18 protein-coding genes are annotated in these 22064 nt (G+C 71.6%); 2 read left to right on the top strand and 16 right to left on the bottom strand.

Annotation, left to right across the window (positions count from 1 at the left end; genetic code table 11):
• Positions 1 to 125: 125 nt before the first annotated feature.
• From ACTJJZ_RS13715 to ACTJJZ_RS13730, 4 genes are all read right to left on the bottom strand, one after another.
• The gene (locus ACTJJZ_RS13715) at positions 126 to 1589 is read right to left on the bottom strand and encodes an aspartate ammonia-lyase (RefSeq protein ID WP_440721745.1); all 1464 of its coding nucleotides are present in this window, start codon (positions 1587 to 1589) and stop codon (positions 126 to 128) included.
• 64 nt (positions 1590 to 1653) lie between these two features.
• Entirely contained in the window at positions 1654 to 2577 is a 924-nt protein-coding gene (locus ACTJJZ_RS13720) for a metallophosphoesterase (protein WP_440721746.1), read from the bottom strand.
• 56 nt (positions 2578 to 2633) lie between these two features.
• Complete coding sequence (locus ACTJJZ_RS13725; protein WP_440721747.1) at positions 2634 to 2966, bottom strand: peptidase; 333 nt, start codon at positions 2964 to 2966, stop codon at positions 2634 to 2636.
• Complete coding sequence (locus ACTJJZ_RS13730; RefSeq protein ID WP_440721748.1) at positions 2963 to 4195, bottom strand: anion permease; 1233 nt, start codon at positions 4193 to 4195, stop codon at positions 2963 to 2965. Before ACTJJZ_RS13730 ends, ACTJJZ_RS13725 begins: the two co-directional genes overlap by 4 nt.
• Positions 4196 to 4327: 132 nt before the next feature.
• Here ACTJJZ_RS13730 and ACTJJZ_RS13735 point away from each other — a divergent pair, with 132 nt between their 5' ends.
• Positions 4328 to 6475: a S9 family peptidase gene (locus ACTJJZ_RS13735; RefSeq protein WP_440721749.1), complete on the top strand. Its 2148-nt coding sequence runs from the start codon at positions 4328 to 4330 to the stop codon at positions 6473 to 6475.
• Positions 6476 to 6560: 85 nt separating this feature from the next.
• Here the strand turns inward: ACTJJZ_RS13735 and ACTJJZ_RS13740 are convergent, their stop codons facing one another.
• The 6 genes from ACTJJZ_RS13740 to truB all read right to left on the bottom strand — a co-directional run bounded on the left by ACTJJZ_RS13740 (position 6561) and on the right by truB (position 12957).
• Positions 6561 to 7589, bottom strand: coding sequence for a 6-phosphofructokinase (locus ACTJJZ_RS13740; protein WP_440721750.1), 1029 nt, complete (start codon positions 7587 to 7589; stop codon positions 6561 to 6563).
• Positions 7590 to 7801: 212 nt separating this feature from the next.
• Positions 7802 to 9949 (bottom strand): DEAD/DEAH box helicase, encoded by a 2148-nt coding sequence (locus ACTJJZ_RS13745; protein ID WP_440721751.1) that lies wholly within the window; start codon positions 9947 to 9949, stop codon positions 7802 to 7804.
• Between the two features lie 222 nt (positions 9950 to 10171).
• The gene (locus ACTJJZ_RS13750; RefSeq protein WP_440721752.1) at positions 10172 to 11149 is read right to left on the bottom strand and encodes a bifunctional riboflavin kinase/FAD synthetase; all 978 of its coding nucleotides are present in this window, start codon (positions 11147 to 11149) and stop codon (positions 10172 to 10174) included.
• Complete coding sequence (locus tag ACTJJZ_RS13755; RefSeq protein WP_440721835.1) at positions 11146 to 11571, bottom strand: hypothetical protein; 426 nt, start codon at positions 11569 to 11571, stop codon at positions 11146 to 11148. Before ACTJJZ_RS13755 ends, ACTJJZ_RS13750 begins: the two co-directional genes overlap by 4 nt.
• A gap of 124 nt (positions 11572 to 11695) precedes the next feature.
• On the bottom strand, positions 11696 to 12067 hold the full coding sequence (locus ACTJJZ_RS13760) for a hypothetical protein (RefSeq protein WP_440721753.1): 372 nt from the start codon (positions 12065 to 12067) through the stop codon (positions 11696 to 11698).
• Positions 12064 to 12957, bottom strand: a complete 894-nt coding sequence (gene truB / locus ACTJJZ_RS13765; RefSeq protein WP_440721754.1) for a tRNA pseudouridine(55) synthase TruB — start codon at positions 12955 to 12957, stop codon at positions 12064 to 12066. Before truB ends, ACTJJZ_RS13760 begins: the two co-directional genes overlap by 4 nt.
• A gap of 74 nt (positions 12958 to 13031) precedes the next feature.
• Between truB and ACTJJZ_RS13770 the strand changes: the two genes are divergently transcribed.
• A complete protein-coding gene (locus ACTJJZ_RS13770) occupies positions 13032 to 13928 on the top strand; it encodes an A/G-specific adenine glycosylase (protein WP_440721755.1) in 897 nt (298 codons plus the stop codon).
• Between the two features lie 27 nt (positions 13929 to 13955).
• Here ACTJJZ_RS13770 and ACTJJZ_RS13775 read toward each other — a convergent pair whose 3' ends face one another.
• The 6 genes from ACTJJZ_RS13775 to ACTJJZ_RS13800 all read right to left on the bottom strand — a co-directional run bounded on the left by ACTJJZ_RS13775 (position 13956) and on the right by ACTJJZ_RS13800 (position 22025).
• Positions 13956 to 16055, bottom strand: coding sequence for a LuxR C-terminal-related transcriptional regulator (locus tag ACTJJZ_RS13775; RefSeq protein ID WP_440721756.1), 2100 nt, complete (start codon positions 16053 to 16055; stop codon positions 13956 to 13958).
• A gap of 111 nt (positions 16056 to 16166) precedes the next feature.
• Positions 16167 to 16598, bottom strand: a complete 432-nt coding sequence (gene rbfA / locus ACTJJZ_RS13780; protein ID WP_440721757.1) for a 30S ribosome-binding factor RbfA — start codon at positions 16596 to 16598, stop codon at positions 16167 to 16169.
• A gap of 126 nt (positions 16599 to 16724) precedes the next feature.
• The gene (gene infB, locus ACTJJZ_RS13785) at positions 16725 to 19502 is read right to left on the bottom strand and encodes a translation initiation factor IF-2 (protein ID WP_440721758.1); all 2778 of its coding nucleotides are present in this window, start codon (positions 19500 to 19502) and stop codon (positions 16725 to 16727) included.
• Between the two features lie 59 nt (positions 19503 to 19561).
• The gene (locus ACTJJZ_RS13790) at positions 19562 to 19852 is read right to left on the bottom strand and encodes a YlxR family protein (RefSeq protein ID WP_440721759.1); all 291 of its coding nucleotides are present in this window, start codon (positions 19850 to 19852) and stop codon (positions 19562 to 19564) included.
• A 45-nt stretch (positions 19853 to 19897) separates the two neighbouring features.
• Complete coding sequence (nusA, locus tag ACTJJZ_RS13795; protein ID WP_440721760.1) at positions 19898 to 20887, bottom strand: transcription termination factor NusA; 990 nt, start codon at positions 20885 to 20887, stop codon at positions 19898 to 19900.
• A gap of 97 nt (positions 20888 to 20984) precedes the next feature.
• Positions 20985 to 22025, bottom strand: coding sequence for a TIGR00730 family Rossman fold protein (locus ACTJJZ_RS13800; protein ID WP_440721761.1), 1041 nt, complete (start codon positions 22023 to 22025; stop codon positions 20985 to 20987).
• Positions 22026 to 22064: the final 39 nt, after the last annotated feature.

The following is a 22064-nucleotide window of genomic DNA, read 5'->3' on the forward strand; positions in this document are numbered from 1 at the left end:
AACTCATCGCCCGCGAAATCTACTACGTCCTGATCCAGCCTTGACATCCATAGGAGCATCACCACCCCACCACGAGAAGAACGGCCCGTCGCTCGGAATGAGCGACGGGCCGTTCTGGGCCCGGATCAGGCCCCGGCGTCGGGGTCCCTGGTCGGGATCACCGGGATCGCGGCGGTGATGGTCTCCAGGCCGGACAGGCGCGCCGGCGACAGCTGCTTGATGACCTCCTCGCGCGACATCAGGCCCGCCTCGACCACGAGGTCGGCGACGTTGCGGTTCGTCAGCAGCGCGGTCTTGGCGAGCGCAGCGGACGCCGCGTAGCCGATGAACGGCGTCAGCGCGGTGATCACGCCAACCGAGGAGCCGACCATGGCGCCCAGCCGGTCGCGGTTGGCGGTGATGCCGTCGACGCAGTTCACGCGCAGAGTCCACATGGCCTGCCGCATCCAGGTGATCGACTGGAAGATCGAGTGCGCGATCACCGGCTCGAACGCGTTCAGCTGCAGCTGACCCGCCTCGGCGGCCATCGTCACCGTCATGTCGGATCCGGCGACCGCGAACGCGACCTGGTTCACGACCTCGGGGATGACCGGGTTGACCTTGCCGGGCATGATGCTGGATCCCGCCTGCATCGCCGGGAGGTTGATCTCGCCCAGACCCGCCTGCGGACCCGAGGAGAGCAGCCGCAGGTCGTTGCAGATCTTGGAGAGCTTCATCGCGTTGCGCTTCAGCGACGAGGAGAAGGACATGAAGGATCCGGTGTCGCTGGTCGCCTCGACGAGGTCGCTCGCGGTCTGCAGGTCGAGACCGGTGATCTCGCGCAGGTGCCGCAGCACCGCCGCCGCGTACGCGGGGTGCGTGGTGATGCCGGTGCCGATCGCCGTGGCGCCCATGTTGATCTCGAACATGAGCGCGGCGTTCTCGCTCAGCCGGGTGTGGTCGAAGCCGAGGGTCGTGGCGAAGCCGTGGAACTCCTGGCCGAGCGTCATCGGCACGGCGTCCTGCAGCTGGGTGCGGCCGACCTTGAGCACGTCGTGGAACTCGCGCGCCTTTGCGAGGAACGCCACGCGCAGGTGGTCGAGCTCGTCGAGCATCGTGTGCAGGGTGATCGACAGGCCGATCTTGATCGCCGTGGGGTACACGTCGTTCGTGGACTGGCTGCGGTTGGTGTGGTCGATCGGCGAGAGGAACGCGTAGTCGCCCTTCTCCCGGCCGGCGAGCTCGAGCGCGATGTTGGTGATGACCTCGTTCGCGTTCATGTTCGTCGAGGTGCCGGCCCCGCCCTGGATGACGCCGACGATGAACTGGTCGTGGAACTCGCCGTTGATCACCTTCTGCGCGGCGGCGTCGATGAGGTCGGCCTTCTCCGGGTCGAGGACGCCGATCTCCTTGTTCGCCCTCGCGCTCGCCTGCTTCACCATGGCGAGGGCCTCGATCAGCTCCGGATAGACGGAGATGGGGCGCTTGGTGATCGGGAAGTTCTCCGCCGCGCGAAGCGTGTGGATCCCCCAGTACGCGTCGGCGGGAATCTCCTTGCTTCCCAGAGAGTCGGTTTCGGTTCGGGTGACGGCAGGCGCGACAGCGGCCATGGACACATCCTCGTGGGTGATGGCGAACAGGGAAGGGGGATGCCCCCATCCTACCCGAGCGGTCTCAGCGTCCCGGCTTGCGGGAGAACGCCTCCAGCCGCTCCTCGGGGGTCAGCGCGGCCATCCGCTGCAGCCACTCCGGGGTGAACGTGCGCACGGGCTCGGCTTCGACCACGGGCACCACCGTGTGCGTGATCGTCTCGGGCCGCACATGCACGAGCTGGAAGGACTGGGCCGCGTCCATCCCGTTCACCCGATCGGCCGGGCTCGCCACGTCCATCGTGTAGCAGGTGGCCGAGGCGACGCTCACGGGGATGCCCGCGAAGGTCCCGTGCAGCGAGTAGTGCAGGTGACCGGCGAGGATCCCGCGGACATCGGATCCGCGCAGGATCTCGGCCAGCTCGTCCTGATGCCGCAGCTCCAGGATGTCGAAGAACGGCACATGGCTGGGCACCGGCGGGTGATGCATCGCGAGCAGCGTGCCGTGCGGCGCAGGCGTGCGCAGCTGCTCGGCGAGCCACGCGCGCTGGCCGGCGTCGATGTCGCCGTGATGCCACCCCGGCACGGTCGAGTCCACGGCGATCAGGCGCAGCCCGTTCAGATCCCACACGCCCGTGACCGGCTCCTCCGTCGGCGCGGCGTCGAGGAGGTGCTCGCGCAGGGCCGGGCGCTCGTCGTGGTTGCCCGCGACCCAGATCACGGGGGCGCCGAGCCGCTCTGCGACCGGCTCGACCGCGGCGCGCAGCCGCCGGTACGCCTCGGGCTCGCCGAGATCGGCGAGATCTCCCGTGACGACGATCGCGTCGGGACGCTCCACCGCGCTCTCGATCGCGGCGAGGGTGCGCTCCAGGGTGCGCTCGACGTCGAACCGGCCGGCAAGCACCGCGCCTCCGGCGAGCAGATGCGGGTCGCTCACGTGCACCAGCGTGTGCGTGGGAGGCGCGTAGCGGCCGAACTGCGGCAGGGCGGACGGAGCGGGCGGGGCCATGCCGCCAGGTTACCCGGCGCCTCCCGCAGCGTGCTCGAGGCCGCCCGCGCGCTGGCTCAGTGCACGACGATGAGCAGGATGCCGCTCAGCACGGCGGCGGCGCACAGCGCGAAGCACCCGTACGCGGCGACCAGCGCGATCGTCTTCTGCCCGCGGCTGAGCGGGCTCTTCTTGGCGGCCTTGGCGGCCGCTTTCGCCGCGCGCTTGGCCTCCTTCGCGGAGATCACCGTGATCGCATCGGTGAACTCGACCGGGGTGACCACCGGGGAGTGCCCCGAGCGCACCAGCATCCGCAGCCCCAGGGCGTAGAAGCCGACGACGACCAGGGTGCCGACGAGAGCCGCGCCGAGCACCTGGAAGAAGGCCTCCCAGTGGATCACGACGGTCATCGTCCCTCCCCTTTCGCCTTGGCGCGCTCCCGCGCCCGCTGCGCCCTCGCCTGCCGCGGGGTGAGCGGCGGCGCCTCCGGCACCTCGACCGCGCGGCCGGACGCCGCCACCTCGCTGAAGGCGTTGTTGGCGGTGACCGCGTTGTGCCGCGAGCGCAGGAACAGGCCGACGATGATGGCGATCGCGAGGATCGCGTCGATCAGCACGCCCCAGCCGTCGCCGAGCCGCACGATCAGTGCGGCGACCGCCCCGACGACCGCGGCCGCCGGCAGCGTGAGGACCCAGCCGATCGCGATCCGGCCGGCGGTGCGCCAGCGCACGGTGGAGCCGCGGCGGCCGAGGCCGGATCCGATCACGGATCCGGACGCGACCTGCGTGGTGGACAGCGCGAAGCCGAGCGCGCTCGAAGCCAGGATGGTCGCCGCGGTGGAGGTCTCCGCGGCGAAGCCCTGCGCGGGCTTCACATCGGTGAGGCCGCGGCCGAGGGTGCGGATGATCCGCCACCCGCCGAGGTAGGTGCCCAGCGCGATCGTGCACGCGCACGCGATGATCACGTACACGTGCGGCTGGTGGTCGCCCTTGGCCTGCCAGCCGACCGAGATCATCGCGAGGGTGATCACGCCCATCGTCTTCTGCGCGTCGTTCGTGCCGTGCGCGAGCGCGACCAGCGATGAGGTGAAGATCTGGCCCCAGCGGAAGCCGCTCCTGCCGTCCGGCTTGCCGTCGTAGCGGCGGGTGATCAGATACGCGAGCTTGGTGGCGAGGTAGGCGATCAGCCCCGCCGTGACCGGCGCGATGAGCGCGGGCAGCACGACCTTCGACAGCACGATCCCGAAGTTGATCCCGCCGAGTCCCGCACCGACCAGGGTGGCGCCGATCAGGCCGCCGAACAGGGCGTGCGAGGAGCTGGACGGCAGACCGAGGAGCCAGGTCAGCATGTTCCAGGTGATCGCACCGATGAGACCGGCGAAGATCAGGGCCGGGAACAGGTGCGCGTTGCTGTCGTCCTCCTGGATGATGCCGCCGGAGACCGTGGCAGCGACCTCGGTCGACAGGAACGCGCCGACCAGGTTGAGGCCCGCGGCGAGCAGCACGGCGACCTTGGGCTTGAGCGCCCCGGTCGCGATCGGGGTCGCCATGGCGTTCGCCGTGTCGTGGAACCCGTTGGTGAAGTCGAAGAAGAGTGCCAGCAGGATCACCAGCACGACGATGAGGGCTGCGGTATCCACCGTTCGCTTTCGTGAAGTGGAGGGACGTGACGAACGAAGAGTTCACCGGGGATTCAGCATCCGTTAACGGGCCGTGAGAATCCTCCCATCCCGCCCGGTGCCGGTCAACTCGACCTCGGATAGCGTGGTGGGGTGACCTCCGTCTCCGCCGCGACCTCTTCCGCCATCCCCGCTCCCGCCGCCCCCGTGCCGCCGCGCGCGGCACGCCGCTCTCGGATCCGCAGCCACCACGGCGACGTCTTCGACGACCCCTACGACTGGCTGCGCGCGAAGGACGATCCCGAGGTGATCGCCCACCTCGAGGCGGAGAACGCGTACACGGAGGCGAAGCTGGCGCCGTTGGCGCCCCTGCGGGAGACGCTGTTCGAGGAGATCAAGGCGCGGGTGCAGGAGTCGGACCTGTCCGTGCCCACCCGCCGCGGCGACTGGTGGTACTACGGCCGCACGGTCGAGGGGCAGCAATACGGTCTGCAGTGCCGCGCCGCCGTGTCCTCCGCCGACGACTGGACGCCGCCGGTGCTGGATCCGGCCGTCCCCGTGCCGGGCGAGCAGATCCTGCTGGACGGCAACGCCGAGGCCGAGGGGCACGACTTCTTCGCGATGGGGGCGTTCGACGTCTCGGACGACGCCACTCGGCTGCTCTGGTCGACCGACTTCGAGGGCGACGAGCGCTACACCGTGCGGGTGCGCGACCTGGGCACGGGCGAGACGCTGCCCGACGAGATCCCCGGCACCTCCGGCGCGTTCTTCACCCCCGACGGCGCCGCGATCCTGTACACGACCGTCGACGAGTCCTGGCGCCCGGACACGCTCTGGCTGCACCGCATCGGCACGCCGGTCTCGGAGGACGTGCCGCTGTTCCACGAGCCGGACGAGCGGTTCTGGCTGGGTGCGGGGATCACCCGCAGCCGGTGCTTCCTGGTGATCGGGCTCGGATCCAGCATCACCAGCGAGGAGCTGCTGGTCGACCTCGACGACATCACGGCTCCGCCGCGCGTGGTCTGGCCGCGTCGGGAGGGCGTCGAGTACTCGGTCGAGCACGCCGTGGTGGACGGCCGCGACGAGCTGCTCATCCTGCACAACGACGGCGCCCTCGACTTCGAACTGGTGTCCGTGCCCGCATCGGATCCCGGCGGCCCCCGCCGCACGGTCCTGCCGCACACGCCGGGCCGGCGGCTGCTCGACGTGGACGCCTTCCGCGACGTCACCGTCGTCGCCTACCGCTTCGAGGGACTGGAGCGGATCGCGCTGCTGGATCCCGCCTCCGGCGCGCTGGACGAGCTCGGCTTCGACGAGCCGCTGTACTCTGCCGGGTTCGGCGGCAACCCGGAGTGGGCGGCGCCGTTCCTCCGCCTCGGCTACGGCTCGTTCGTCACCCCGTCGACCGTCTACGACCTGGAGCTGGCGACCGGCGAGCTGCACCTGCGCAAGCGGCAGCCGGTGCTCGGCGGCTACGAGCCCGCCGACTACGGCCAGCGCCGCGACTGGGCCATCGCTCCTGACGGGACCCGCGTGCCGATCTCCCTGGTGTGGAAGCGCTCGTTCGGCGAGCCGGGCTCCGAGCCCCGGCCGGTGCACCTGTACGGCTACGGGTCGTACGAGCACTCGATCGACCCCGGCTTCTCCGTCATGCGCCTCTCCGCGCTGGATCGCGGGGCCGTGTTCGCGGTGGCGCATGTGCGCGGCGGCGGCGAGATGGGCCGGCAGTGGTACGAGGACGGCAAGCTCGGCCAGAAGACGAACACGTTCACCGACTTCGTCGCCTGCGCCCGGCATCTGGTCGACGCGGGCGTCACGGCCCCCGACCGGATGGTGGCCGAGGGCGGCAGCGCGGGCGGCCTGCTCATGGGCGCGGTCGCGAACCTCGCACCCGAGCTGTTCAGCGGCATCCTCGCCTCCGTCCCGTTCGTCGACGCGCTGACCACGATCCTGGACCCTTCGCTGCCGCTGACCGTCATCGAATGGGACGAGTGGGGCGACCCGCTGCACGATGCCGGCGTGTACGCGTACATGAAGTCCTACTCGCCGTACGAGAACGTGCGCGACGGGGTCGCCTATCCCCCGATCCTCGCGGTCACCTCGCTCAACGACACCCGCGTGCTGTACGTGGAGCCGGCGAAATGGATCGCTCGCCTGCGCGACGCGGGAGCCGCGGACGCGATGCTCAAGTGCGAGATGGTCGCCGGTCACGGCGGCGTCAGCGGCCGGTACAACTCCTGGCGCGAGCGCGCGTTCGAGCTCGCCTGGATCCTGGACCGGCTCGGCATCGCGGGGGCCTGACCCCTCCGGCTCGGCCGAACCGCACCGCGCGGCGGAACGGCGACGCCGCTCAACAGAACAGCACCTCTCAGCCGAACAGCACCTCTCAGCCGAAAAGGGCCGCGGCCTCCTCGTAGCGCGCCAGCGGGACGGTGTTCAGCTCGCCCAGCGCCTCGGCGAACGGGACGCGCACGATGTCCGTGCCGCGCATCGCGACCATCTGCCCCCAGGCCTCGTCCACGAGCGCGTCGGCGGCGTGCAGGCCGAGCCGGGTCGCGAGCACGCGGTCGAAGGCGGACGGGGATCCGCCGCGCTGGATGTGGCCGAGCACGGTGGACCGGGTCTCGATGCCGGTGCGCTCCTCGATCTCCGGGGCGAGGAGCTCGCTGATGCCGCCGAGACGCGGGCGGTTGAACGCGTCCAGACCCTTGTCGCTGTATGCCTGGTCCATGCCCTTGAGCTTGAAGCCCTCGGACACCACGACGAGCGGCGCCCTGCCGCGGTCGCTGGCCCTGGTGACGAGGCCGCAGATCTCCTCGATCGACATCGGCACCTCGGGGATGCAGATGACGTGAGCGCCGGCGGCCATGCCCGCGTGCAGCGCGATCCAGCCGACATGCCGGCCCATGACCTCGGCGACCATGCACCGCTGGTGCGAGTCGCCGGTAGTGCGGAGCCGGTCCATCGAGTCGGTGGCGATGTTCACCGCGGTGTCGAAGCCGAACGAGTAGTCGGTCGCGCGCAGGTCGTTGTCGATCGTCTTCGGCACGCCGAGGACGTTGATCCCGTCCTTGGCGAGGCGGTCTGCGGCCGCCAGGGTCCCCTCGCCGCCGATCGCGACGATCCCGTCGATGCCGTGCTTGGCGAGGTTCTTCGCCACGCTCTCCGCACCGCCGCGCGGGCCCTCGTACGGGTTGGTGCGGCTGGTGCCCAGAATCGTGCCGCCCACCTTCGACAAGCCCTTCACCTCGTGACGGGTGAGCGGGAAGAAGTCGGCGTCGACGACGCCGCGCCAGCCGTCGCGGATCCCGACGAACTCGAGCTCATAGGTCGTGGTGCCCTTGAGCACGATGCCGCGGATGACCGCGTTCAGGCCGGGGCAGTCGCCGCCGCTGGTCAAGATGCCGATCTTCATGGGTCGTCCTCGGGAGGGATGGGGGATGGAAGCACGGCGCCGTTGCCTCGTTCGACCCTAGTGCCGAGGGGCGCCATCGCGCCATTCCGGGCCGTCGAAAACCCGGGTTCTTACGACGCGCACCCGGGACTTTCGGCCTTCTTGACGAAGAACGGCGCAAATCCGCATCTGAGGGTGCGAAGAAGCGCCGTTCTTGCAGGCATGTGTCGGGGTCAGTCGCCGCCGAGCGCCTCCCGCAGCAGATGCATGAGCGCCGCCTGCTGCACGGACTCGCTCGCGCCCTCCTCCACGGTCTCGCCGTCGAGTGCACGCGCCGCGAGGCCCTGCTTCTGATCGATCAGCTCGGCGATCTTGGTGTCGAGCGTGTGCGCGGCGATGATCCGCCACGCCGTGACCGGCTCGTCCTGGCCGATGCGGTGCACGCGGTCGATCGCCTGGGTCTGCTCGGCCGCGGTCCAGCTGAGCTCGGCGAGCACCACGTTCGAGGCGGTCTGCAGGTTCACGCCGACGCCGGCCGCGGTGAGCGAGCAGACGGCGATGCCGACCTCGGGATCGCCGTTGAAGTCGTCGATCGCCTTCTGACGGGCGGGCGTGGTCTGGTCGCCGCGGACCGACACGGCGCGGATCCCGGCCGCCGCGAAGTGCGCCTCGGCCTGGTCCATCACATCGACGTGCTTGGCGAAGAAGACGACCTTGCCCACCGAGCGCTGCAGCTGGGCGGCGTAGTCCGCCGCGAGCAGCGCCTTGGCCTGGCCGATCTTGCGCACCATGGTGAAGACGTTGTCTCCCGCGGTTCCGGCGGCCTTGGACTCTTCGAGCTCGCCGTGCGCGACGAGGCGAACGATGTCCTCGTCGATCTCGCCCGGCACCAGACCGCGGTCGCCGCGCGCCTCGATGATCCGGCGGTACTTCGCCGCCATCCGCGCTCCGAGCTCCCGCTCGGCCTGGCGGATGCCGCGACCGAACTCGTCGTCCAGCTGCACGGGCAGATCCGCGATGAGCTTGTCCGGGAGATCGGCGGCGACATCCTTCTTCTTGCGCCGCACGATCCCCATCGAGATCACCGCGTCCCTCGCCTCGCCGTAGAAGGCCTTGTCCGCCGGGGTCAGCCCGGTGGCGTCGAGCTTCTCGGCCAGCTCCGGTGCGGGCCGCTCGCCGTTGGTCCAGCCGAGGAAGCGCCAGATCGCGTCGAAGTCCTCGACGTCGTTGATCAGCGGCGTCCCGGTGAGCGCCATCAGCAGCGGCTTGCCGCCAGGGGTCTGCTCGCGGACGCGGGAGGCCAGCGCGAGCACATTCTGGGAGCGCTGCGAGGACAGGTTCTTGATGAAGTGCGCCTCGTCCACGACCATGCCGCGCAGGCCGATCGAGCCCAGCCAGGACAGGTGCCGGTCGAGGATCTCGTAGTTCACGATGAAGATGTCGGCGAACGCGTCGATGTCCTGACCGTCGCCCTGGATGACGGCGGCGCGACGCTGCGGCGTCCACCGCTCGACCTCGCGGGCCCAGTTCATCTTGACCACGTTCGGGACAACGACGAGCAGCGGGTAGGCGTGCGCCACCGAGGCAGCGAGCACCGACTGGGCGGTCTTGCCGAGACCCGGCTCGTCGGCGAGCAGGAACGAGCGATGCCCGGCCCGCACGGACTCGAGGAAGCGCGCCTGGTGCACCATCACCTCCAGCCCCTTCGGCGAGACGTGGTCGTACTCCGGCAGCGGCGGCAGCTCCATCGAAGCGACGGATCCGCCCGCGCCCGACTCGAACGCCTTGTACAGCGGCCCCATGAGCTCCCAGCCGTCCAGCCGGCGCCGCGGTGTGGAGGCGGGGCGCGGGGTCAGGTCGGGGGCGAGGAACGGGTTCGCCAGCAGCCGCGACTCGACCGACGGCGGCGTGACCTGACGCTCGGCGAGAGCGGCGGGCACGACCGGCGCCTGCTGCACGCGGATGGCGTCGGCGATCACGAGCTCCTCGGGGGGGAGCTCGGCTCCCGACTCCAGCAGCCAGTCCCGGCGCATGCGCTTGGCGACCGGGCTCGTCGCCTGGTCCGCCTCGAGCAGCTGGATCAGCGAGGTGTCGCGGGCGGCGGTCTTCGCGAGGATGGTCGCGACGCCGTCCAGGCGCTTGAGCAGTTCGGCGCGCGCGGCGTCGCCGAGCTCCGCGTCGGCCTTGACCCTGGCGCGCTCCTCGCGCACCAGGAAGGCGATCACCTGGAACTTGACGCGGTTGGTCGGCCCGAGCTTGCCGTGCTGGGCCTTGGCCTCGACCTCGCGCACCTTGCGCGCGAGGATGGGGATCAGGGGCGCGTCCTCGTCGCGACGGGACGTCCTCTTCCGCCGGATGGCGGTGGTTGCCGTGCTCGGCATGCTCCTCCTGAGCGTGGATGCCGGCTCGCACCGGGCGAGCGGCGGGTATCCGTAAAATGCGGTGTCCGCGGACGGGCTGCTGCCAGACGGCGGAACGCGGACCGGGCGGACGAGAGCCGCTGCCGATGTGCATCGCGCACGCCGATCGCAGCGGGTACGCGGTCAGTTTACGCCACTTCGGGCCTGATCCGGGTCACTCCGTGTGCGCCTGCCGGATCCGGATCACTCCGCGTGCGCGTCGGCCGGATCCCCCGTCGGGACGCCGAGCAGGATCCGTGCCTGGGCCACGTCCGAGGCGATGCCGTCGATGAGCGCCTCGATGCTGTCGAAGGCGGTCATGCCGCGCAGCCGGTGCGTGAACTCCACGGTCACGTCGTGGCCGTACAGGTCCAGGCCGGGCCGGTCGATCGCGTGCGCCTCCACCTGACGCTCCGGCACGTCGTCGAAGGTGGGGTTCGTGCCGACGGACACCGCAGCCGGATGCGTGAGTCCGGTGGTGTGGTCGATGAGCCGGCCCGCGTACACGCCGTCCGCGGGGACCATGTCGTCCAGCATCCCGGGCAGGTTCGCGGTGGGGAAACCGAGCTCGCGGCCGCGCTCGAGCCCGTGCACGACCTCGCCGCGCACCGAGACGGGCCGTCCCAGCACGGTGCCGGCGAGGGCGACGTCCCCGGCGGCGAGCAGCTCGCGCACCCACGACGACGAGGCCCGCCGCTCGGTGCCGTCCAGGAGGACGTCCTCCACGACGTCGACGCGGAAGTCGCCGGCGGCGCCGAGCTCGCGCAGCAGGGCGGGGTCCCCGCTCCCGCCTCGGCCGAACCGGAAGTCCCTGCCGACGAGCACCGCGGCCACGTGCAGCGCATCCACCAGGATCGTCTGCACGAAGTCCTCCGCCGTGCGCGCGGCGAGCTGCTCGTCGAACGTGAGCACCAGCACCGCGTCGAGACCGCACTCGGAAAGCAGCTCGATCTTGCGCTGCACCGAGACCAGGGCGTCCGGGCAGCGGTCGGGCCGCAGCACGCTCAGCGGATTGCGGTCGAACGTGACGGCCACGGTCCTCGCGCCGAGCTCCGCCGCGTCCTGCACGGCTCTCCGGAACACCGCGCGGTGCCCGGCGTGCACGCCGTCGAACTTGCCGATCGCGGCGACCGTGCGGCCGAAGTCGGCGGGGATCTCGGCCGGATCCCGGAACACGATCATGCGCCGGATCCGTTCCGCACGGCCGGCCGGGAGGCCTCGACCGCGGCGGGACGGTGCCGGACGAGCCACCACAGCCCCACCATCGGCAGGAAGAGCGGGATGAGCACGTAGCCGAGGCCGTACTGCGACCACACCGTGTCGTGCGGGAAGAGTCCAGGATCCACGAGGCTGAGCGTGCCGACGACCAGCACGCCGAGGAGCTCGAACACGATCGCGATCCACGCCGCGCGGTACCAGCCGGGCCTCCCCGAGAGGATCAGCGCGAGCGTGGCGACGATGTAGACCACGGCGGAGACGGCGGAGAGGGTGTACGCGAGCGGGGCGTCGCCGAAGGCCCGCACGATCTGCACGAACGAGCGTCCCGTGGCCCCGAGCGCCATCACGGCGTACACGATCACCAGCACCCGGCCGACACCGCGCATCCGCGGGCGCGCCGGAGCGGGGTCCGGCGCAGCCGGGTTCGAGGCGGACTCGGAGGGGACGGGAGGGTGCGCAGCGCTCATGGCGGATCCATTCTACGGACGTCGCCGGGCTCGCCGGCCCGCCTCAGGCTCCGATCGGAGTCGTCCAGATCACCTGCATCCGCCAGATCATCACGGCCAGCGCCAGCGCCACCGCCCCCAGGATCACCGTGCTCCACCGGGAGCGCTCCAGCAGCGCCCAGATCACCCCGCCGATCGGCAGCAGGATCGCGGAGACCAGGTACACCCCGTACTCCAGGGGGTCGCCCTTCGCCGGGTTGCCCGCGAAGGGCGCGACGATCGCCATCACGGCCTGCACGACCAGCAGCAGCTCGACCAGGGCCAGCGCCCCCACGGTGTAGTCGTTCGGGCGCTTGCCCGCGAAGCCGAGGACCAGGCAGAGAAGCCCCGCGCCCACGGCGACGACCAGCTGGACCACCGTGAACCACAGGATCATGAAGCCCCCTCAGGCATGTTCATCGCGCTCTTGAGATCATCGCCGCGGCGCTCGACGATGCCGACCAGCCCGCCGTCCGGGTCGATCGCCGCGGCCCGCGCACCGTGCAGGCGGGATCGCTGCCCCACCAGGCGCTTGCCGTGGCGCAGGTCGACGGCCTCGGCGGCGCTCACCTCGAGCACCGGCAGGATGAGCGACGCCGCCTTCGCCGCCGACATCGGCCGCGCCTCCGCGAGATCGTCGAGGCCGGTCGCCGCGGCCACCTCGAACGGGCCCACCCTGGTGCGCCGGAGCGCGGTGAGGTGGCCGCCGACGCCGAGCGCGGCGCCGAGGTCTCGGGCGAGCGCGCGGATGTAGGTGCCCGAGGAGCAGTCCACGGTCACGTCGAGGTCGCGCACGCCGTCGCCGGGACGGTCAGCGAGGATGTCGAAGCGGGAGACCACGACCTCACGCGCGGCCAGTTCGACCTCCTCGCCCGCGCGCACCCGGTCGTAGGCACGGCGCCCGTCGACCTTGATCGCGGAGACGGCGCTGGGCACCTGGGCGATCGTGCCGGTGAGCGCGGCGATGCCGTCGGCGATCCGTCCGGCGGTGACGGCGGCGAGCGCGTCCGCGGACGCGGTGGCGACGACCTCGCCCTCGGCGTCGTCGGTCGTGGTGGCCTGGCCCAGCCGGATCGTCGCGGAGTAGGTCTTGTCGGCGCCGACCACGAACGTGAGCAGGCGCGTCGCCGCCTCGATCCCGATCACGAGCAGGCCGGTGGCCATCGGATCCAGGGTCCCGGCGTGGCCGACCTTGCGCGTCCCGAACGCCCGGCGGGCGCGCGCGACGACATCGTGACTCGTCATCCCGCCTGGTTTGTCGACGAGCAGGATTCCCGGGGCCACCATCCTTCCAGCCTAGAGGCCCGCCGCGGCAGCTTCCGGCCTCCCCCGCGGGGGCGTCGGCGGTAGCGTGGTCTCCCGTGTCCGTCTCCCCCGCCGCCGCCCTGATCCCCTGGTACCGCGCGCACGCGCGGGACCTGCCGTGGCGACGTGCCGAGTACCTCGAGCGGTACGGCCCGTGGGGCGTGCTCGTCAGCGAGTTCATGCTGCAGCAGACCCCGGTGAACCGGGTGATCCCGCACCTCGAGGCGTGGCTGGAACGCTGGCCGGACGCGCTTTCGCTCGCCGCGGCCACGCCGGCGGCGGTGCTGCAGCAGTGGGCGAACCTCGGCTATCCGCGGCGTGCGCTGTGGCTGCACGGCGCCGCGACGGCGATCCGCGACCGGCACGACGGACGCACGCCGCGCGACGTGCCGGCGCTCCTCGCGCTCCCTGGCATCGGGGACTACACCGCGCGGGCGGTCGCGGTCTTCGCTTACGGGGACCGTCATCCTGTCGTCGACACCAACACCCGCCGGGTGCTCGCGCGGGCGGTCCATGGTGCGGCGCAGCCGGATCCCCCGTCCCGCCGCGATCTCGACGACATGCTCGCGCTGCTCCCGGAGGATCCGGAGCAGGCGGCGATCGTGAACGCGGCGACGATGGAGCTCGGCGCGACGATCTGCACGGCGCGGTTGCAGCGGGAGAGCGCCGCCGCATGCCTCCGCTGCCCGCTGCAGGACGTGTGCGCCTGGCGCGCCGCGGGGTATCCGGAGGGCCAGGATCGACGGCGCCGGCAGGCCAGGTACGAGGGTTCCGACCGTCAGGCGCGCGGCGGTGTGCTGCGGGCGCTGCGGCACGCGGAGGGGCATCGGCTGCCCGCCGAGGCGGTGCTCGCGGACTGGCCCGATCCGGTGCAGCGCGATCGCGCGATCGACTCGCTCATCGGGGACGGCCTGCTCGAGGCCGCGGACGGCGAGCTGCTGCTCCCCCGCTGATCCGGGCTTCACCGGCCGTCCGGGCGGTCACAGGTGCTGGTCGACGCGGTGCGCGAGCACGGTCAGCTCGTGGCGCGTGCGCACGTCCAGCTTCGCGAAGATGCGGCCTCCGTGCACCTCGACCGTGCGGACCGATACGTGCAGAGCCAGGGCGATCTCGCGGTTCGTGCGCCCCTCGGCCATCAGCAGGGCGACCTCGAGCTCGCGGGCGGTGAGGATCGGCTCCCACGACGCCCGGCAGACCTCGAGGGGCGCCGCCGACGCCGGCTCCCGCACCGGCGAGGTGCGCTCGGCCCGGAGATCCTCGCCGAGCCGGCGCAGCCGCTGCTGCACGAGACGGCGCCACGCCTGCGCTCCGGACTCGTCGAACAGGCTGCGCGCGGCGCGCAGATGCCGCAGCGCGGCCGCCCGGTCTCCGCGCGCCGCATACGTGGACCCGAGCAGCGCCTCGATCCTGGCACGCTCGAACGGACTGCGGATGGCGCGGCTCTCCGCCGCGGCCGATCCGAGGTCGGTGCGCCAGGAGGCCTCCCGAGCGGAGCGGATCCGCTCCCTCAGGCTCCGTGCCGCCGTCGCCTCGGGAGGCTCCGGCGCGGCCGGGCCCCCCAGCGGTCCGATCTCGTCGATCCCGGGCAGGCCGAGCGCCTCACCGGGCCGTCCGCAGTCCGCCCACAGCTGCAGGTGCACGGCCGCCTCGTCGCTCCGGCCGTGCAGATAGGCCTCGATCGCGCGCTCCACGAAGCCGTCCGGCCGCTGCGGCCAGGGCACCGCGGCGGCGAGATCCCGGGAGAGCGCGCCGGTCCGGCCGTCCACCGCCAGCTCGAGCCGCCGTGCGAGCGGGAGGGCGATGCCCGCGAACGGCAGCGCGACCGGGAGTTCCGCGGCTGCGGTCTCCAGCAGCTGGCGCGCGACGGCGATGCGCCCGCCCCAGACGTGCAGCAGCACCTCGGAGACGGCATGGCGCGCCCGGAGGAGCGGACTGCGCTCATGCAGCCCGGCGACCGGTTCGCCCGGCTCGGCCGCGGCCGGCTCGGCGAGCGCCCTGACTCCGGCGTCCGGTTCGCCGTCCAGTCCGAAGCCGAGCGCCTGGACGACGCGCTCGATGACGTCGCCGCCGCCGATCCGCTCGCCCTCCCCCGTGCCGGCGAGGGCGCCGCACCACGCCAGCAGGGCGGCGCGGGCGTCCGGATCCCCCTCGATGCGCGCCTCCACGCCGAGCCAGGCCGCGCAGCGCTCACGATCTCCGCGTTCGGCGCTGAGCGCAGCGGCCAGCACGGCCGCGTCGCGGTAGCCCGGGTGTACCGCATCCGGCGGGATCAGCGGTTCCGGCGCCGGCGCCGTGCCGTGGCGCAGCGCATGGGCGAGCACGAATGCGGCGGTCGCCTCCGCACGATGCGGCTCGTCCGCGCGCAGGGCCGGCTCCAGGAGCTCCAGCGCGTCCGCGACGAACCCGCAGGCGAGCGCCGCGCGTCCCGCGCAGAGCAGCGCTTGCCGGTGGGAGGGCGCACCGGCCTCGGCGTGATCAACCGCTTCCCGCGCCAAGACCCAGGCGGCCCGGGCCCCACCGGCGCGCATCGCCGCTCTCGCTCGCACGAGCAGGGGCTCGACGAGGACCGGATCCTTCAGCACCGCGCCGCGGGCGCGATGCCACAGCGCGTCGTCGTCCTCGCCGGCGTCCGCGAGGACCGCCGCCAGCCGCTGATGCGCGGCGAGGCGCTCCGCCTCGGCGGCGGCGCCGACCACGTGCGCGCGAAGCACCGGATCCGCGAACCGGAACCGCCCGGCCGTGAACTCCACGCACTGCGCGAGTGGCGAGAGCGCCACCAGGTCCGCCGCGCGGCCCGCGATGACGCAGAGCGCCGCAACGGGCCCGCGCCCGCACAGCGCGAGCAGCAGCAGGGCGTCGGGATCCGCCCCGCCCGGCATCGCCTGGGCGGCGGCTCGGGTGATCGCCGGGACGAGCGGCAGCGGATCGGGCAGGCAGCGACTGCCGCCGCGCTGTTCGCCGGTCAAAGCCGCGAGCGTCTCGGCCGTCGCGACCGGATCGTTCCCGCAGGCGACCGTCACGGCAGCTCGGACATGCGGCGCCGCCGCGAGATCGCCGTCGTCCGGCGTCGCGCGGAACATCCCGCGGTCCCTCACCACGCAGCCCCCCCGGTGGTCCTCCGCCGTGCGCATCCTCGCGCACGTGCCGAGAATGCTAGCAAGCGGGGGCGCCGGACGGGAGGGTACCCGTGCTCAGTCCTCCTGCGTGCCGTCGTCGACGCGGTACGGGTCGGCCTCGCCGGCGTAGCGTCCGGTGGCCGCGAGCCTGGCGACCTCTTCGTCCCGCTCCCTGGCCTGGCGGAGCAGGTCGCTGATGTGATCAGCGTTCTCCGGCAGGGCGTCGGGGATGAACTCGAGCGTGGGCACGAGGCGGACGCCGAGCTGACGGCCGACCTCCTTGCGCAGCAGGCCGGTCGCCGCGGTGAGGGCGGCGCCGGACGCGACGCGCTCCTCCTCGCTGCCGAGCACCGTGTAGAACGCGGAGGCGTGCTGCAGGTCGCCCGTGACGCGCACGTCGGTGATGGTCACGAAGCCGAGACGCGGGTCGCGCAGCCCCTTCTCCAGCCGTTCGGCGAGGATGACGCGGATCCGATCCGCGAATCGTGCCTGTCGTTCTCCGGCCATGTGCAACACCTATCTCTTCTTCTCAGCGCCCCAGGCGGGGCGAAGCCGGATGGCGTTCCGGACCGAGTGCCGGGGCAGAAGCCCACTGACTCGGTACGGAACGCCATCCGGCACAGCCGGGTCCACTCAGGAGCGCGGCTTCTCGACCATCTCGATGGTCTCGATCTCGTCGCCGATCTGGATGTCGTTGTACTTGCCCAGGCCGATGCCCGCCTCGAAGTCCGTGCGGACCTCGGTGACGTCGTCCTTGAAGCGGCGCAGCGACTCGATGGCCAGGCCGTCGGCGATCACGATGCCGTCGCGGATGACGCGCGCCTTGGCGTTGCGCGTGATCGTTCCCGATCGCACGATGACACCGGCGATGTTGCCGAACTTCGAGGAGCGGAACACCTCGCGGATCTCGGCCACACCCGACTGCACCTCTTCGAACTCGGGCTTGAGCATGCCCTTGAGGGAGCTCTCGATCTCGTCGATCGCGTTGTAGATGACCGAGTAGAACCGGACGTCCACGCCCTCGCGGGAAGCGGCCTCGCGGGCCTTCGGGTCGGGGCGGACGTTGAAGCCCACGATGATCGCGTTGTCGATCGTCGCCAGGTTCACGTCGCTCTCGGTGACCGCACCGACGCCGCGGTGGATGATGCGCAGCTGCACCGAGTCGTCGACCTCGATCTTGAGGAGCGACTCCTCCAGCGCCTCGACGGCACCGGACACGTCGCCCTTGATGATGAGGTTGAGCGTCTCGACCTTGCCCTCTTCGAGAGCACGGGTGAAGTCCTCGAGCGAGATGCGCTTGCGGGCCTTGGCCAGCTGGGCGTTGCGCTCGACGGCCTCGCGCTTCTCCGCGATCTGACGGGCCATGCGGTCCTCGTCGGTCACGATGAAGACGTCGCCGGCGCGCGGGACCGAGTTCAGACCCTGCACCTGGACCGGACGCGACGGCGCTGCGGCCTCGACCGCGTCGCCGTTCTCGTCGATCATGGCGCGGACGCGTCCGTAGGCGGTGCCCGCCACGATCGCGTCGCCGATCCGGAGCGTTCCGGACTGGATCAGCACGGTCGCGACCGAACCGCGGCCCTTGTCGAGCTTCGCCTCGATGGCGATGCCTCGTGCGGCCTTGTTCGGGTTCGCGGTGAGGTCCAGGCCGGCGTCCGCCGTGAGCAGCACGGCGTCCAGGAGCTCCTGGATGCCGGTGCCGGCACGCGCCGACACGTCGACGAAGATGACGTCTCCGCCGTACTCCTCGGCGACCAGTCCGTACTCGGTGAGCTGCTGGCGCACCTTGGCCGGGTTGGCCTCGGGCTTGTCGACCTTGTTGACCGCGACCACGATCGGCACCTGGGCCGCCTGGGCGTGGTTCAGCGCCTCGACCGTCTGCGGCATGATGCCGTCGTCGGCCGCGACCACGAGGATCGCGATGTCGGTCACCTGGGCACCGCGGGCGCGCATGGCGGTGAACGCCTCGTGACCCGGGGTGTCGATGAAGGTGATCGCGCGCTCGATGCCCTCGTGCTCGGTCCAGACCTGGTAGGCGCCGATGTGCTGGGTGATGCCGCCGGCTTCGCCCTCGATCACGTTGGTCTGACGGATCGCGTCGAGCAGTCGCGTCTTACCGTGGTCGACGTGACCCATCACGGTCACCACCGGAGGACGGATCTCGAGGTCGTCCTCGCTCTCCGCCTCCAGCTCGGCCTCGAGGTCGAGACCGAAGCCCTCGAGGAGCTCCTTGTCCTCGTCCTCGGGCGAGACCATCTGGATCTTGTAGCCGAGCTCTTCGCCGAGGACCTCGAAGGTGGCCTCGTCCAGCGACTCGGTCGCCGTGGCCATCTCGCCGAGGTTGAACAGGATCGTGACGAGCGTGCCGGGCTGCACGGTGTAGCCGCGCAGCGCCTCGAGCTTGTCCGCGAAGTCCGCAATGGACGCACCGCGGCGCAGGCGGATGATCTCGCCGTTGCCCTTGGAGACGTTGACGCCGCCGACGACCGGCGCCGACCGCATCTCGAATTCCTGCCGCTTCGCCCGCCGCGACTTGCGCTGCTTGCTCTTGCCCGCGCCCTTGCCGAAGGCACCTGCGGTGCCACCGCCGGGACCACGGCCACGGCCGCCGCCACCGCCGGGACGACCGGCGAACCCGCCGGCCGGGGCTCCCGGTGCACCACCGGGACGCTGGAAGCCGCCTGCACCGGCGCCGCCGGGACGACCGGGGCCGCCCGTGCGCTGCTGGAACGGAGCACCGGGGCGACCGGCGCCACCGGGACGACCGGGTCCGCCGGCGCGACCGCCGGGACCGGGACGGGGGCCGCCGATGCGCGGGGAGCCGGGGCGCGGCGCCTGCGGACGCGGGATGTTGCCCGGCGTCGGGCGCTGGCCCATGCCCTGCTGCGAGGCGAACGGGTTGTTGCCCGGCCGGGGACCGGCCGGACGCGATCCCATCCCCTGCTGCGAGGAGAACGGGTTGTTGCCCGGACGCGGAGCGCCGGGGCGGGGAGCCGCGGATCCGCCGGGCTTGGGCGCGGAGGACTTCTCCGCAGCCGGGGCGGCCGGAGCGGGCGCGGCCGGAGCCTCCGCCTTCTCCGGGGCCGGAGCCGGAGCCGGAGCGGGCGCCTCGGCGGGCTTGGCCGGACCCGGCTTGGGACCGGGGGCCGGCGCCTTGGGGCCGGGCCTGGGACCGGCCGGGGTCGCCGAGGCGGTCTTCGCCGCCGGGGCGCCGGCAGCCTTGGCCGCAGGCGCGGCGGAGGCCGGCTTGTCGGCCTCGATCGCCGCGCGCAGCTTGCGCGCGACCGGGGGCTCGATCGTGGAAGAGGGGGACTTCACGAACTCGCCGAGCTCCTTGAGCTTCGCGAGTGCGAACTTGCTGTCGACGCCGAGTTCGGCGGCGATCTCGTGCACGCGTGGTTTACCAGCCACAATTCTCCTGTCAGGGTCGGTCGGCCCTGGCAGGGCAGACCACTAGTCGCGGACGGGTCTCATTTCGAGCCGTTCACTTTGTTTCCATAGCCGTTCAGCCGTTTCTCGAGGGTCTGCATGTTCTCTGCTTCCGGGAATTCCAGGGCAGTGGACACACGGAGCGCACGGGCGAAGGCGCGGCGCCGCTGGGCGGCCTCCACGCACTCCGGAGTCGGATGCACCCACGCACCCCGTCCCGGCAGCACGGCGTCCTCGTCGAAGACGAGGTCACCGTTCCGGATCACCACCCTGAGCAGGGAGGTACGAGATGCACGAGCGCGGCAACCGACACACGTTCGTACAGGATCCATCTTACACCTCGGAGCTGAAAGACCGGTTCGCCCGGTACCGGGCGGTCACGCCTCGTCGAGAATGGAGTCCGGCTGGATGTCGATCTTGGCGCCCGTGAGCTTCGCGGCGAGGCGTGCGTTCTGCCCCTCCTTGCCGATCGCGAGCGACAGCTGATAGTCGGGCACCAGGGCGCGCACGGCCTTCGTGCCGGCATCCAGCACGAACGCGCTGGTCACCTTGGCCGGGGAGAGCGCGTGCGCGACGAAGGTCGCCAGGTCGGCGTGGTGGTCGACGATGTCGATCTTCTCCCCCGCCAGCTCCTCGGTGACGGCGCGCACGCGCCGCCCCATCTCGCCGATGCAGGCGCCCTTCGCGTTGATCGACGGGTCGTTCGCCCGGACGGCGATCTTCGTGCGGTGTCCGGCCTCCCTGGCGAGCGCGACGATCTCGACGAGGCCCGCCGCGATCTCGGGCACCTCGAGCGCGAACAGCTTGCGGACCAGCCCGGGGTGTGTGCGGGAGACGGTGATCTGCGGGCCCTTGAGCCCCTTGGCGACGCTCGTGACGTACACGCGCAGACGGGATCCGTGCGTGTACTCCTCGCCGGGGACCTGCTCCTCGGGCGGCAGGATCGCCTCGACCGAGCCGAGGTCGACGTGGATCATGCGCGGGTTGGGACCCTGCTGGATGACGCCGGCGACGATGTCGCCCTCCTTGCCGCGGAACTCGCCGAGCACCGCGTCGTCGGCGATGTCGCGGAGGCGCTGGCTGATGACCTGCTTCGCGGCGAAGGCGGCGATGCGGCCGAAGTCGGCAGGAGTGGAATCCTCCTCGCCGATCACGGCCCCCTCCTCGTCGAGGACGGGGACCAGCACCGCCACGTGGCCGGTCTTGCGGTCGAGGTCGACGCGGGTGCCCTCGGGCAGCACGCCGTCGTTGGAGTCGTGCTTGGCGTAGGCGGTCAGGACGGCCTGTTCGATGATGGCGATGAGCTCTTCGAAGGGGATCTCCTTCTCGCGCTCGATCGTGCGCAGCAATCCGAGATCGATATCCATGACGGCCTCCCTGTTCAGCTCTCGTCGGCGCATGAGTGCACGCACGACATCCGTACAACGATACCCGGTCCGGGTCGGGTGCGCGATCGCGGGCCGGTCAGGCCGGGCGTGCCGACCCGAGCGCGTTGATCGCGCCGATGAGGCGGAACAGGCCGCCGACCGTGCGCTGATCCAGATGCAGGGCGAGCCGGGGAAGCTCGAGCGCGTCCTTGTCCGCGAGCTCGGCGGGCAGCGGCGTGGAGCGCTCGATCCGCCCCGAGGACAGCAGGGACCCGAACCGGCGGTTCAGCTCGTTGATCTCGGCGTGGGTCGGCTCGGCGCGCAGCCGGAGCACCAGAACGTCGCCCACCCAGCGCAGCGAGTCGTAGTTGCGCCAGAACCCGGTGATCTCCTCGGTCGCCCTGGTCACCGAGTCGGTGACCAGGACGCGGTCGAAGTCGCCGGGCGAGATCACCCGCGCGGGAGCGAGGTCCTCCGTCACGAACCGCTCCAGCCCCTGCCAGAAGGAGCCGCCGGGCTGATCGAGCAGCACGATCGGCATCGGCTCCGCCTTGCCGGTCTGCTGCAGCGTGAGCAGTTCGAACATCTCGTCCAGAGTGCCGAAGCCGCCGGGCAGGCAGATGAAGCCGCGCGACTCCTTCATCAGCATGAGCTTGCGGGTGAAGAAATACTTCATCGCCACCACGTGCTCCTGCTCGGTGACGATCGTGTTCGCCTTCTCCTCGAACGGCAGCCGGATCGAGACGCCGAGGGAGCGCTCGGGCCCGGCGCCCTCCGCGGCGGCCTGCATGATGCCGGGTCCGGCGCCCGTGACGACCATCCAGCCCTCTGCGGCGAGCGCGGCGGCGACGTCCCTCGCCTGGCGGTACAGCGGGTCCTCCTGCGCGGTGCGCGCGGAGCCGAACACGGTGACCTTGGGCACGCCGTGGAAGGGTGCGAAGAGGCGGAACGCGTCGCGCATCTCGCTGAGCGCTGCGGAGGCGATCTTGAGGTCGAGCCGGTCGGTGCCGTCCGTGCCGAGCAGCACCGCGGTCTGCAGCATCCGCATGATCAGGCGCCGGTCCGCGTGCACCCCTGCGTCGTCGAGCACGGCGTTGATCTCGGCGCGCAGCGCCGGCGGCAGGAGTTCGTCGGTCATGCCTCCAGCGTGTCACGGCCGGGTGAACGACGGCCGTCG

This window comes from Microbacterium sp. 22242 (genome assembly GCF_052045495.1).
Classification (GTDB): domain Bacteria; phylum Actinomycetota; class Actinomycetes; order Actinomycetales; family Microbacteriaceae; genus Microbacterium.

Bases quoted from the DNA above. Each gene is read 5' to 3' on its own strand.
- ACTJJZ_RS13715 (WP_440721745.1), bottom strand. From the start codon at position 1,589: ATGGCCGCTGTCGCGCCTGCCGTCACCCGAACCGAAACCGACTCTCTG.
- ACTJJZ_RS13720 (WP_440721746.1), bottom strand. From the start codon at position 2,577: ATGGCCCCGCCCGCTCCGTCCGCCCTGCCGCAGTTCGGCCGCTACGCG.
- ACTJJZ_RS13725 (WP_440721747.1), bottom strand. From the start codon at position 2,966: ATGACCGTCGTGATCCACTGGGAGGCCTTCTTCCAGGTGCTCGGCGCG.
- ACTJJZ_RS13740 (WP_440721750.1), bottom strand. From the start codon at position 7,589: ATGAAGATCGGCATCTTGACCAGCGGCGGCGACTGCCCCGGCCTGAAC.
- ACTJJZ_RS13745 (WP_440721751.1), bottom strand. From the start codon at position 9,949: ATGCCGAGCACGGCAACCACCGCCATCCGGCGGAAGAGGACGTCCCGT.
- ACTJJZ_RS13750 (WP_440721752.1), bottom strand. From the start codon at position 11,149: ATGATCGTGTTCCGGGATCCGGCCGAGATCCCCGCCGACTTCGGCCGC.
- ACTJJZ_RS13755 (WP_440721835.1), bottom strand. From the start codon at position 11,571: ATGCGCGGTGTCGGCCGGGTGCTGGTGATCGTGTACGCCGTGATGGCG.
- ACTJJZ_RS13760 (WP_440721753.1), bottom strand. From the start codon at position 12,067: ATGATCCTGTGGTTCACGGTGGTCCAGCTGGTCGTCGCCGTGGGCGCG.
- truB (WP_440721754.1), bottom strand. From the start codon at position 12,957: ATGGTGGCCCCGGGAATCCTGCTCGTCGACAAACCAGGCGGGATGACG.
- ACTJJZ_RS13775 (WP_440721756.1), bottom strand. From the start codon at position 16,055: ATGTTCCGCGCGACGCCGGACGACGGCGATCTCGCGGCGGCGCCGCAT.
- rbfA (WP_440721757.1), bottom strand. From the start codon at position 16,598: ATGGCCGGAGAACGACAGGCACGATTCGCGGATCGGATCCGCGTCATC.
- ACTJJZ_RS13790 (WP_440721759.1), bottom strand. From the start codon at position 19,852: ATGGATCCTGTACGAACGTGTGTCGGTTGCCGCGCTCGTGCATCTCGT.
- nusA (WP_440721760.1), bottom strand. From the start codon at position 20,887: ATGGATATCGATCTCGGATTGCTGCGCACGATCGAGCGCGAGAAGGAG.
- ACTJJZ_RS13800 (WP_440721761.1), bottom strand. From the start codon at position 22,025: ATGACCGACGAACTCCTGCCGCCGGCGCTGCGCGCCGAGATCAACGCC.